This is a genomic window from Gilliamella sp. M0364 (assembly GCF_016100565.1).
Classification (GTDB): Bacteria; Pseudomonadota; Gammaproteobacteria; order Enterobacterales; family Orbaceae; genus Gilliamella; species Gilliamella apis.
Genome location: NZ_JACFSF010000003.1, coordinates 54,270 through 68,116, shown reverse-complemented (window position 1 = coordinate 68,116; position 13,847 = coordinate 54,270). Strand labels below are relative to the sequence as shown.

The window sequence follows — 13,847 nt, the reverse complement described above, 5'->3', positions numbered from 1 at the left end:
TCAAAAAAAGAGGGATCAAACTATCCCTCTTTTAATAATTATCTTATTTTTCGTAAAATAAAGATTATAAAACCATTCTTACGATATCGATTTCACCTAATTCTTTGTATAGATTTTCTACCTGATCAATATGGGTTGCATTAATGGTAATGGATACTGAATGATAATTACCTTTACTACTTGGTTTGATCGACGGCGTATAATCCCCTGGTGCATGACGTTGAATCACGGATACAACTTTATCAACTAATTCTGGTTTTGCTTCACCCATTACTTTATAAGTGAAAGAACAAGGGAAATCTAATAATTCATTTAATTTTGTTTGTTGCATAATAGTCTTTTTCTCGTTTTATCAATACAGCTATTAAAGATATTCCATATATATAGTCAGTTTATTATTCTTCAAGTTCAGAATAATAAACATTACTTTTTAAAGCCTATAATTTGATCTATGATAGTCAAATTCTAACATAGCTTAGTAAAACCTACCTTACTATTATTTTAAAAGGCTAAAATAACATGTTATCCCAATCAGCTAACAAAGAACCTTTTGGTACATTACTTGGCTATGCACCGGGTGGTGTTGCTATTTACTCTTCTGATTATGAAACATTAAATCCTGAACAATACCCTAATGATGCATCATTCAGAAGTTATTCAGGTCATGAGTATATGGGCTATAAGTGGCAATGTGTCGAATTTGCTAGAAGATTTTTATTTCTAAATTATGGGATTGTCTTTACTGATGTCGGTATGGCTCATGAAATATTTTCATTACGATTTCTTCGTCAAGTGATCAATGAAACCATTTTACCATTGCAAGCATTTGCTAATGGTAGCAAAAAAATGCCAGAAGCGGGAGCATTGTTAATATGGGATGACGGCGGTATGTTTGATAGAACTGGTCATGTAGCGATTATTACTGAAGTTTTTGATAATAAAATTAGAATTGCCGAACAAAATGTTGTCCATACTCGGCTTCCTATTGGTCAACAATGGACTCGAGAATTAAAAATGACGGTATCCAATGATGGCTATTATTTACACGACACTTTTGATGATACCAATATTTTAGGCTGGATGATTCAAACTGAGAATACTCTTCATAGTTTACCACAACCGAATGTTGCTAAGCATTTACTCGATATCCATAGTGTTCATATCGAAAATCATGGTCAATTTGATAAAAAATGGTTAAACGAGAGTGACCCATTAGAAAGTGCATATGTGTCAGCAACTGGACATGCCATAAGCCATGATGATCAGTATCGTTATTTTACTATTTCGGAAAGCGCTGAACAGGAGCTTATTCGTGCAACAAACGAACTTCATTTGATGTATTTGCATGCTACCGATAAAGTTTTAAAAGATGATAATTTATTGTGTAATTTCAATATTCCCGAAATACTTTGGCCTCGGCTTAGATTATCATGGCAACAACGCCGTTATCAGATGATAACCGGCCGAATAGATTTCTGTATGGATGAAAGAGGCTTTAAAGTTTATGAATATAATGCTGATTCAGCTTCATGCCATACCGAAGCTGGACAAATTTTACAAAATTGGGCAATACAAGCCGAATTAAATGCTGGAGTAAATCCTAGTGCTGGTCTACTTAATGCATTAGCTAACTGTTGGAAACATAGTGATGCAAAAGCATTTGTACATATCATGCAAGATAATGATAGCGAAGAAAATTATCATGCATTATTTATGCAAAAAGCGCTGACTCAAGCTGGATTTGAAAGCAAGATTTTACGTGGACTCTCCAGTCTCAGTTGGGATAAACGAGGTCGATTAGTAGATGATGAGCAACGTCAGGTCACCTGCGTATGGAAAACTTGGGCATGGGAAACTGTACTTGAACAACTTCGTCAAGAGAGCGAAGCCCAAGTGGCTGGATTACCAATTAGAACGTGGCATCCAGAAAATTCGGTAAGATTAATAGATGTGTTACTTCGACCTGAGGTTTCTGTTTTTGAGCCTTTATGGACAGTCATCCCAAGTAACAAAGCTATTTTACCTGTATTATGGTCGCTATTTCCAAACCATCGTTATTTACTGGAATCTACATTTGAACTCAATGACAACTTAATAAAAAAAGGTTATGCCATTAAGCCGATTGCTGGGCGCAGGGGGAGTGATATCGAGTTAGTTGGTCGTCATGAGCAAGTATTGGATAAAACGGTTGGCCGATTTGCTAAACAAGAAAACATTTATCAAGAACTATGGTGTTTACCTAAAGTTGATGATCGTTATTTACAAATTTGTACCTTTACCGTTGGTGGTCATTATGGTGGAGCTTGTTTACGTTCAGATCCTTCTTTAGTTATAAGGGGGGAAAGTGATATGCAGCCTTTACGAGTCTTAACTGATGAGGAATTTATTAAACAATTTTACAAAAAAAGTTGAGGAAAGGGGTTTTTAAACATCAATTTGCCAATGACAGATGGTGAGTTTTGTTGTTTAATTAAACAGAGCTAATTAAGATATTTTCATTTTATTAAAAATAACTAAAATATCTTATCTATTTGATTGACAATGACAATAACTTAACTTTTTTGATAGAATTGATTTATTACAAATAATAATTATTAAAAATATAATCAAAATAAAGGAATATCAGGATATATGGCAAATACATTATTGCGCAGTGGCGATATTAAAGACTTTAAAATGCTCGGACATGACGGCAAAGCAGCTTATCTTGTCGCTTCGCAAATCCGTGAAATGTTCCGAGTTAAATTAGGCCGCCAATACTCTGATTGTTTAGCTATTCCCCAACGTAATGATCAGGGAAATATTGTTGATTGGTACATTCCCTTCGACTCAGAACTACCTGATGGTCAATATGATATCATCCCGTGGACTTCAGCTAGTGAAGATGAACAAAAGTCTGCACTAGTTTTACTGAAAGAATTCGAAAATAAAGTCATTGAGTTAGGACAAAAATTAGCAAATAATCCTAATCTAGAAGGCGACCAATTACTTTTTAGTCGATTGATTTACGATCCAAAACAGAGCTCAGATAGTCTTGAACCTAATTTAATGGCATTACGTTTTCCTAGTAATCAGTTTGTCTATATTGTCAATGGTAAACCGGTTATCACTTTTTGGGGATTTGTTAACCCTCAGACGCCACAAGCAACTTCACCTTTTTACTGTTTAGAAGCATTTCGAAAAGCTGCTCCAAAAGTTGCAACCACAGCTCCAATACAAGATGTTATTGTTAAAAAACCTTGGTGGAAGCGCTGGTGGATATGGTTGTTAGGATTATTACCCTTGTTATTATTACTATTATTAGCAATATTTTGGTTAAAAGGTTGTAGCTGGAAGCCAAGTGTATCTATCGATCCTAAAATATCATTAGATAGTAAAGTTGATATTCCGGTTCCAACAGTGGCAAATGATAAAGAGGACAAGCAAGAGAAAAAAGATCCTGAGCCAGAAATCAAAGAGGCTAATGATAAACCTGTTACTGTGGTTAATGGTATAGTACCAAATGGAAAAGTTGCAGTAGATCCTAATGTACAGCCAATTAATGGTATTGCTACAGATCCAGCTGTAGTTGATAATTCAGCCGCAACCACACAAGATCAAGGAATAGCCAATAATGTAAATCCAGATGGTGTTATAGATCAACCTCAATCTACGACTTCACCTGATGAAAAAGGAAATAATGGCGAACAAGTTGAAAAGGGAAATCTGGCTGATAAAGATGATAAAGGCAGTAATGCTAATCCATCTGATGATAAAAAAGATAATCAAGATGGGCAAAATAAAGATGATAAAAATGGACAAGTGCCACCAACACCTGATTTAGATAGTAAACCAGCTATTACGAATAGTAATTCTGATCAAGGCAATCAAGCTAATGCAAATGCTAATCAAGTAAATAATTTATCTTTGCCTGCTGACGCGTTAAAACAGGGGTCAACAAACTTCTTAAATGGTCAATGGTCGGTTGGTGCTGGTATTCAAGATAAAGCAACAGGTAAACCATTACAATTAAGTTATAATTTTAATCAAGGTAATGGCGAAGTTACGGTTACTCGCAGTGATGGTGTTAAATGTGTTGGTAAAGTTGGCACAGGTATCCAAAATGCTAATTTAAATATTACTGGTAATACCGAAGCCATTTGCAGTGATAATACTAAATATCAATTACCAAAAATTCAGTGTAAATCAGGCAAAAACAATCAAGCTGATTGTCAGGGAATTTATGATAACGGGACTTCGTTCCCAATTACGATGAAAAAACAATAGGATTGTATATGCTTCCAGAAATACGCAACTACGGTCAAGAAGTTACACTTATCATGAATAGTGGGATTCAATTTCTTGATTTTGCATTAAAAATAGATTGGAAAGATAATCAATGGCGCAGTAAAGTTAATGGTTGTTTTATTGATCCATCAGAAAGTGGAGCGTTAGTTAGATTAATTGAAGATATTGATAATGGTAAATTTTTTGCGCCAGATAATCTTTCTTTTGCTGTCACACCTACTCAAGAGATTAGTGTTGAACAATCCTTAAAACTATATGATGGTATTTGGTTGCCTGTTCCAATTCTCAGATCAATTCCGCCAGAGCGCTTTGATAAAGGACCTCATAACTGGAGTCGAGTGCGAATTGTTAATATTCCTGAAGGTGAAGATCCAGATGGCAATACTCATCGTATTACTTTTGCCTTTGATACAAAAATTTTTACCAATATGCAGGACGTTGCTTATTTAGCACCAACGGAAAATGATGTAAAAACCGGTGCCGTATTTAGTTTAGCTCATCGTTCGGATCAAGTTTCATGGTATTTAGAGCAAAAATGGATCACCAGTTGGTTGATTGATTTATTCCAAGAATTAGCGCCTCAACCAGAACGTCTAAAAGTACATAAAGACGATATTGATTTAGAAATAGCTAATAAAGCTTATTATGGTCATTATTTAAATATTCTTAGTTTGCTTGCTGATTCATTACAGTTACCAAAAATTAAAATTGTCTCGAATAATCGAGATGATGTGATTAAATCGATTCCTGTTGATATGATTTTAGATGTTGGTAACTCAAGAACATGTGGCATTTTAATAGAAGATCATATTCAAGATAAAGATAGTTTAAATCGTCGTTATGAGCTTGAAATTCGAGATTTAACCCAGCCTGAACATATCTATAATGAACCATTCGAAAGTCGAGTAGAATTTGCGCAAACTTTTTTTGGTAAAGAACACTTTTCACTACAAAGTGGTAGACGAGATACATTCCGCTGGCCAAGTATTGTTCGGGTTGGAAAAGAAGCGAGCCGTTTAGCTAGTCGCCGCGAAGGGAATGAAGGTGCTACCGGACTTTCAAGCCCGAAACGTTATTTATGGGATCAAGAAAAGTATGAGCAAGGTTGGCGATTTAATTCTCATTATGTCAAAAGTGATCATGAGCCATTTGCTACCGCAGAGCCATTTTCAAGTCTAATTAATGAGTATGGTGAAGCACTGCATATCCTCAGTAATGAAATTGAGGAAGAATTTGACCGAAAAATACCAGTTTTCCACCCAAAATATTCACGTAGTTCACTAATGACATTTATGCTATGTGAAGTATTAATGCATGCTCTAATGCAAATTAATAGTGTCGCTCAACGCAACAAGCTTGAACACGCAAGAACACCGCGTAATTTGCGTTCTATTATTCTTACCATTCCACCGGCAATGCCTAAACCAGAACAAGCAATATTTAAAAGCTGTGTTTATCAAGCTATTGGCCTAGTTTGGAAAAGCTTAGGTTGGGATAATTCTGAAGATAATATTGATTTTAGTAATCCTGAGCAATTGAAAAGTATTTGGCCAAATATTCCTGAAGTTTATATTCAATGGGACGAAGCAACCTGTGGCCAAGTTGTTTATCTCTTTAACGAAACGCAGAACAATTATAATGGTCGTTCAGAAGAATTTATTGCTTCAATGGTACGACCAGACAAAACCAATAAACAAAAACTAACAATTGCCACAGTTGATATTGGTGGTGGAACAACAGATTTGGTCATCAATGATTACGAACTGGATTATGGAGCCAATAAACAACTTAATAGTAGTAATGCTTACCTTGTTCCAACTCAACGCTTTCGTGATGGCTTTAAAGTTGCAGGTGATGATATTTTGCTTGATATCATCCAAGATACAGTTTTATCTTCATTAACTAATGGATTAAAACAGGTTGGACTTGTTGATCCTAATCCGATTTTATCGACAATTATTGGTTCACAGCAGGTATCAATTCAAGATGCTGTGTTACGACAACAATTAACTTTACAGTTATTTACACCTGTCGGATTACAGGTATTAAAACTATATGAACTTTATGAACCATTACATTCCGAAAAACATGTGTATAACATGACTTTTGGTGAGTTATTACAAAATAATGTGATGACAGATAATGTTCTTAATTTTATTAATGAACCGGTTCGTCGAGCTCTAAATAATCCTGAATTTTCCGTTCTTGATTTAAATGTTGAAATAAATCTTAAACGTATTCATCACTTATTTATTCGTGGTGATTATTATAATATTTGTAAAACATTCGATGCCTTATCTGAAATTATTAGCTGTTATCAATGTGATGTATTGTTATTGACCGGTCGACCATCTCGTTTACCCGGTGTACAAAGCTATTTCCGTTCTCGTTTATCTATTCCAGCAGGGCGTGTTTTACCATTACATGGTTATTATACCGGTGGCTGGTATCCTTTCCATAAACAAGAACGCATTGATGATCCTAAAACAACAGCAGCAGTTGGAGCCATGTTATGTTTCTTAAGTAAAAACCTAAGATTAGCTAATTTTTATTTTAGATCCGCCAATATGGATTTGTATTCAACGGTTAAATATATTGGTCTATTAGATAATCTAAATATGATAAAAAAAGAAAATATTTATTATCAAGATATCGATTTAGATGATCCTGATTATGATTTTCCTGAGATCTCTTTTGAAATTCGAGGCACAACAAGACTTGGTTTCAAACAGTTAGAAATTGATCGTTGGCCTGCCTCAGCAATTTATATTTTAACTATTGAAAATAGTGATGTGGCTAAAAGATTAAGTGCTGAAGGAGTAGTTTTAGAAGTAACATTAGGAATAAAAAATCGACAAAAAACAGTTGAGAATTTCTATATTAAAGATGTCAAAGCTTCTGATGGACGTGCTTGCAGTAAAACCAAAGATATAAAGCTTAGTCTAAATACAATGGTAAATTCTGGCCTAATTAGCACACAATATTGGCTTGATAGTGGAATGATAAAACGATGAAAAATTTAAACGAACAACTTCCTAAATCTTGGGAACAGATTTATCAAGCATCAGCACAGGCAATTGAATGGGTCAATCAAACCCGAGATTCATCGAAACGTTTGCATAATGAAGCTGATAATTTAATTCTTGATCTACGCCGATTACGTAATAGTGCTAAACGTTTAGGTGATGTGTCGACTAAATCCGTTGCGGTCGGTTTTTTTGGTTTGTCACAAGCAGGTAAATCTTATCTTATTTCAGCATTAGCAGCCGGTGAAAATGGTAAACTTGAAACAGTAGTTGATAATGAAGTTTTAGATTTTATTGATCACGTTAATCCTGTCGGTGGAGGTAAAGAGGCAACCGGACTTGTTACTCGGTTTAGTCGGACAGCCAAAGGTGGTATTGCCAACTATCCATTAGAGTTGAAATTATTTCAAGAAATAGAAATTGTTAAAATCTTAATTAATGCCTATTTTAAAGATTTTGATCAACAAAAAGTTATCAATAAAGTTGAGTTTTCAGAGTTAAATCAACTTATTCAACGTATCGAAAGTAAAAAGCAAGCTGATTACACCGGCGGTATAACTGAAGATGATATCGTTGATCTGTATGATTATTTATCTGAAAATTTTGGCAATTCACTTGAAGGATTGAAAGGTGGTTATTGGGAAAAAGCCATGTCATTGTTACCTTATCTTTCGATTACAGACCGTGGTGCTTTATTTTCTGTGTTATGGGGTGGTATCAGTGAACTTACCGCAATTTATATTCAATTGGCGACAACCTTATTAAGCTTAAATCATGTAAATACCATTTATGCGCCCCTCACCGTGTTAGTTAAGGACAATGGTGATGGTACTAAATCACAGATTGATAGCATCATGAATGTCGATATGCTTGAAAGGTTAAATACTGAAAATGATTCATCGGTAACAGTTACGCCACTTAATGGAGTGCCAACATCAATATCATTAGCGCAATTAGCCTTTTTAACTGCAGAATTGATCTTCCCATTAGTGAATCAAACTCGTGTACCTACTTTTGAGAATGTCGATCTGCTTGATTTTCCAGGATATCGTGGTCGATTAAATTTAATTTCTATTTCTGATGTCAAAGAAGGTAATCCTATCGCTCAACTTTTATTACGCGGTAAAGTCGCTTATCTTTTTGAAAAATACACTGATAGCCAAGAGATGAATGTTTTGGTAGTTTGTACGCCATCGGATAAACAATCAGATGTTAATGATGTTGGCCCAGTATTACAAAGATGGATTGATAAAACCCAAGGCGAAACAGCTGATAAAAGAGCAACAAAGAAAGCTGGATTACTATGGGCTATCACGATGTTTGATAAACGAATTGGTGCATCATTGTCGTTATCCCAAGACAATTTAAAAAATACTTGGGGTAAAGGTGGCTTATTACAGCAAACCATTTTAGAACGTTTTGGTAGTTATGATTGGCTATCCAATTGGTCAAATGATGGTAAATTTAACAATGTATTTTTGGTCCGTAAACCAGGATTTGACGTACCATTTTTAAATGTCGATGCTAAAGCAAACGTTGAATTATCCTACAATGATAATTATCAACAAGAAATGTTAATGTTGAAAAATACATTTGTTGAAAATCCTGATATTCAAGAGTATGTCAACGATCCTGATCAAGCGTGGGATGCGATGTTACAATTAAATGATGGTGGCATTGGCCGAATTAGCCAGTATTTAGAACAAGTCGCCATTACTGAAGTTAAACAACAGCGGATTGTTGAACAACTTAATGAACAAATTGATTATATTATCAATATGCGTTTTGATACTTGGTATCAAGCTGGTAGCGATGAAGAATTAGGTAAGAAAAAACAGATAATTAATAATGTTGTAAAAGAACTACAGGGAAAAGCATTATTATTAGGTGAATTACTTAAAGTTTTAGAATTGCCGGATCAAACTATTCGAGCTCTATATCATTCTAGCCATATGGATAATGATATCAGCAATACTAGCGGTGATGACGTAATCGATAATTCTTCAAACGATTTTGGTTTAAATACCGACTTTGAACTTTTTCCGGAAGTAAATTCACCTTTACAACCACAGGTAGTTGCTAATATCGCTAGCGAATCAAAATTTGCTAAAAATGTGTTTACTGCATGGCTAGAACATTTAAGAAATATTGTATTAGATAAACATATTCTACAATTTTTCAGTATTGATCAGAAAGCACTTTCTTTTATTGTTGAAGAGTTGATTACGGGTGCTAACCGTTTGAAACTTGATACTAGCTTAACTGAAAAAGTTTTAGCTAATGAAAATGTAGGTAGTAAGCGTGATGATCTTGAGTCTCGGCAGGTTAGCTCTATTAATATGTTATTGGCTGATTTTATTGCATGGCTTGGTTTTATTCCTGGGCAAACAAGCAATATCCCTGTTAGCCGTGTTAATCAAGGTAAGCCGATATTTTCATCGCCATTGAGTCAATTCTCAAGTCAATTGTCACATCCATTACCGGTACTTGATGATAAGACTAAAAATTATTCTCAGTTTGCTATATTTGATTGGTTTATTGCCTTTGCGACGCTTGCTCAAGAAAATGTTGGTCATCATGCTGGTCGTGAAATAAGTCAAGAACAAAACTCTCAACTTGGTGAAATTTTAACTTGTTTTAAGCAATCACAAATACATTAGTATTATTGTGAATATATTAAATGACAATAATTTAATAATTATTAATAACAATAAGGTAGTTTTAAAACTACCTTACATTATGAAATATGTACCAAACCATTTGATACAATCATAGTGATGAAATAGAGGATATCATGGCATTAAGAATTGAATTAGAAGGCGATAAACCAGGCATTGCTAAATTTTTGGCTCAAAAATGGAGTGGTAGTGCTGATGTTGATCTGCTTATTCAACGTAACCAAGACGGTTATTATTTGTCTGGACTGAATCAATGGGGTCCGGAAAAGAATTGGCATACTGTAACTAACATGTCTGTCGATAATGAACAATTAAGTGGCCTAGTTGGTGAATGGCTAGTTGATTCTTTATTATCTCAAGAAAATCGTGTTAGATTCCTTATCGAAATTCGTGATAAACAGAATCAAAACTATACTGATAGAGGAGTGGTAAGTATTGCTGAAACAGTATTCCCTTCATCTGCTTTAAATACCCAATCATCAATATCTGATGAGATTGAACAAAATACATTAGAGTCGGATAAAGTAACTTCTAATCTTGTTGAATCTGATGATTCTCAATCTGTAGAGCCTGAAATCGAAGAACAAATAATTGAGGTTGAAAATGAGGTAATAGCAGAGCCTGAAAAAGAAATAGAAGCGGAAATAGAAGTAACGCCTGCACCAGCAATATCACCACAACCCGCTAAGACCCGAAGTAAATTAGGGTTGTTTATTATTATTTTTGTCATTCTGCTAACTTTAGCTGGGATTGGTGTTGCAGTATGGTATTTCTTATTTTCTCAAGGTAAAAATCCTTTAACGTCTCTAACTCAAAGTAATAGTCAATGTAATGTTGCTAATGTTACAACCGATGATTTATCTTTTATTCAGCAATGTTTACAGAGTAAACCTGATACTGACACCGTAATTGATATCATAAATCAGGCCAAACAAGCTAATAAATGTAATATCGCACAGCGTTTATATGCAAATCAATCTTTATTGAATGCCAAAGTGGCTCTACTTTATGCGAAAGAATACGATGTGAAGTTTTATCAAGATAACCAGTGTTTTAAGGCTGATAAAGAAACGGCAATTTATTGGTATGAAACGTCATTAAATAATGATCCAAATAACGAGTTGGCTAAAGAACGGTTAGCAGAATTACAAAAATAATTAAGGTGCAGGTATGAAAAAAACAGTAATTTCAACATTGATTTTCGGATTTAGCCTGACTTGCTTACCTTTGGTTAGTTCGGCTTTAGAACCATTAAAGCAAGCCGGTAAAACAACACTTTATCAGCGAGTTTTGAGTACACCAACTTGTGAGTTGAAAAAAAATATTAATGATGCTACTGGTCAATCAGTACCTGCTTTTTCTCGTTATTATGTGTACGAACGTAAAAACGAAAATAATCAAGAATGGTTAAATGTCGGACCTGATTCATATGGTAAAACTGTTGGTTGGATTAATAATTCCTGTGCTGTTGCTTGGAATATGCAATTGACTTTAGTTTTTACTAATCCTGTTGAACGTGATCCTTTATTATTTTTTAAAGATAAAGCTTCTTTATCAACAATTGTTGATGCTGATAAACCGGAAACATTAATAACACCTATTCGTGATACATTAAAAGAGAATAAAGTCGCACCACAAGTGGTGGCTCAAGAACCTAAAGAATTTATTGATTTTAAAAGGAATTTTTATTTATTACCTATCTTACAAGGTGAAGAGGTAATGAATGGTCAAGGTTTTTATGAAAGAATTTTAGAGGTTGCTTCGGTTAGTAAACAAGAAACAGTCGTTAAAAATAATAACAAATCTACGAATTCATCTTCTGATGATAACAGTAATCAAGTTGCACCGTTTAAGGCTGCTATTGTATTTGTTATTGATTCAACTATTTCAATGGATCCTTATATTTCTAGGACCAAAGAAGCGGTGGAAAGAGTTTATCAACATATTGAAAAAGAACATTTACAAGATCAAGTTAAATTTGGTTTGATTTCGTTTCGTTCAAGTTTAAAAGCCTCAGATAAATTAGAGTTTGTTAGTAAAGTTTTTGCAGATCCAAATAAAGTAAAAAATAAAGATGATTTTAAAGCGTTGAGTGCTTCACTCAAACAGGCATCAGTATCCACTGCTTATTTTGCCGAAGACTCTTATGCTGGTGTATCGCAAGCATTAAATGATATTAATTGGAATAGCTTTGGTGCTCGATATATGATTTTGATTACTGATGCCAGCGCTATTCCTGGTGATGATAAACTTTCAAGCACCGGTATGGATGCTGCTCAATTACGGCTTGAAGCACAACATAAAGGTGTTGCAATTTATGCCTTACATTTAAAAACAAAAAGTGGTGAAAAGGATCATCAAGTTGCCGCAGCTCAATATTCTGACTTGACTTATAACGATTTTATTCATAAATCATTATATTATCCCGTTAATGCTGGTGATGTTAATGAGTTTGGAAAGAAAGTAGATTCATTAGCACAAGCTTTATCAGAGCAAGTTAAATTAGCTTATAAAGGTGAATCATCAGTTGGTAATGCGCTTAATGCTAAAGATGATGATAACTCTAATATGTTAAAAGATGCTTTACTATTGAGTAAGGCGATGCAATTAGCTTATCTAGGTGATACTAAAGGAACTAAAGCGCCAACTGTTTTCAAAGCATGGATTGCTGATAAAGATTTTGTTAAACCGACAATTCCAACTGCGGAACCACGAATTTTGTTAACTAAATCACAATTAAGTGATTTGAGTGATATTGTGACTAAGATTGCTAATGCAGCTAATGATGGATTAATTTCAGCTGATGATATGTTTTCGCAACTACGTTCTGTTGCTGCGGCAATGGGACAAGATCCAAATAAATTAAAATCAGATTCTGTCACTAAGATTGCTGATTTAGGTTTACTTGGCGAGTATTTAGATAATATTCCCTATAAAAGTGATGTAACAGGTCTTGACCAAGAAACATGGAAAAGTATGAGTGGAATTGAACAAGAAAAGTTTATTCGTAATCTAAATAGTAAAGTCCGTTATTATCAAAAATGTAATGCTGATGTTGACCGTTGGATTTCACTATCTGAAGGTAGTGATCCACGTGAAAATGTCTATCCTGTACCATTAGAAATGTTGCCATAAAATGTTAACTATTCATAATTTGGTAATTTCTAGACCGATAGGCAAATCTTTTTTTAAAGTTTGCCTACCAGAACTTTCGGTTAAAGCAGGTCAGGTTGTTGTCATTAAAGGTGATAGTGGCTGTGGTAAGAGTACTTTACTCGAAATGATCGGTATGATCTTACAGCCTGATGAAATAAGCCATTATCATCTTATGGTTGATAATCAAAATTACGATATTGCTGATGTGATTCAACGCAATGATGAGAATGAATTAGCGACTATACGAGCTAAATATTTGGGATTTATGTTACAAACAGGTGGATTATTACCGTTTTTAAATATTAAAGATAATATTTTATTATCAGCGAAGTTATTACAAAAAAATATTGATGCTACCAGATTTGATTACTTAATTGATAAATTGAATATTGGTCATTTGTTAAATAAATATCCTAAACAGTTATCAATAGGTGAAAGACAACGAGCATCTTTCATACGTTCGATTATTCATAAACCTGCTTTACTGTTAGCTGACGAACCAACTTCTGCACTTGACCCTTATAATGCTAATTTACTATTTGATTTAATTATAGAGCAAGCTCAACAAGATAATATTGCGGCTATGATTGTCACTCATGATTGGCAACGGATTGAAAATAAAGGATTGTTTACTTTATCGGCAAAATTATCCTCTACGCAATCATCAGAATTTTTACCGTTATCAAGTAAGGTGTAAAAA

General features: G+C 34.2%; 8 protein-coding genes. 7 read left to right on the top strand and 1 reads right to left on the bottom strand.

Annotated elements, in window-relative coordinates:
• Positions 1–64 precede the first annotated feature (64 nt).
• Positions 65–331, bottom strand: coding sequence for a DUF493 family protein YbeD (ybeD, locus tag H3U96_RS05640; RefSeq protein WP_065577848.1), 267 nt, complete (start codon positions 329–331; stop codon positions 65–67).
• Positions 332–519: 188 nt separating this feature from the next.
• On the opposite strand from ybeD, the gene gss reads away from it, so the two are divergent.
• The 7 genes from gss to H3U96_RS05605 all read left to right on the top strand — a co-directional run bounded on the left by gss (position 520) and on the right by H3U96_RS05605 (position 13,844).
• A complete protein-coding gene (gss, locus tag H3U96_RS05635) occupies positions 520–2,412 on the top strand; it encodes a bifunctional glutathionylspermidine amidase/synthase (protein WP_198195891.1) in 1,893 nt (630 codons plus the stop codon).
• Between the two features lie 219 nt (positions 2,413–2,631).
• The gene (locus tag H3U96_RS05630) at positions 2,632–4,266 is read left to right on the top strand and encodes an SrfA family protein (RefSeq protein ID WP_198195889.1); all 1,635 of its coding nucleotides are present in this window, start codon (positions 2,632–2,634) and stop codon (positions 4,264–4,266) included.
• Positions 4,267–4,274: 8 nt separating this feature from the next.
• Positions 4,275–7,301, top strand: coding sequence for a virulence factor SrfB (locus tag H3U96_RS05625; RefSeq protein WP_034901945.1), 3,027 nt, complete (start codon positions 4,275–4,277; stop codon positions 7,299–7,301).
• Positions 7,298–9,973, top strand: coding sequence for a putative virulence factor (locus H3U96_RS05620; RefSeq protein ID WP_086360312.1), 2,676 nt, complete (start codon positions 7,298–7,300; stop codon positions 9,971–9,973). Before H3U96_RS05625 ends, H3U96_RS05620 begins: the two co-directional genes overlap by 4 nt.
• A 134-nt stretch (positions 9,974–10,107) precedes the next feature.
• Positions 10,108–11,148 carry a hypothetical protein gene (locus H3U96_RS05615; RefSeq protein WP_086360311.1) on the top strand — a complete coding sequence of 347 codons (1,041 nt, stop codon included), beginning with the start codon at positions 10,108–10,110 and terminating at the stop codon, positions 11,146–11,148.
• A 13-nt stretch (positions 11,149–11,161) separates the two neighbouring features.
• Positions 11,162–13,126 carry a vWA domain-containing protein gene (locus H3U96_RS05610; protein ID WP_086360310.1) on the top strand — a complete coding sequence of 655 codons (1,965 nt, stop codon included), beginning with the start codon at positions 11,162–11,164 and terminating at the stop codon, positions 13,124–13,126.
• A 1-nt stretch (position 13,127) separates the two neighbouring features.
• A complete protein-coding gene (locus tag H3U96_RS05605; RefSeq protein ID WP_086360309.1) occupies positions 13,128–13,844 on the top strand; it encodes an ABC transporter ATP-binding protein in 717 nt (238 codons plus the stop codon).
• Positions 13,845–13,847 lie beyond the last annotated feature (3 nt).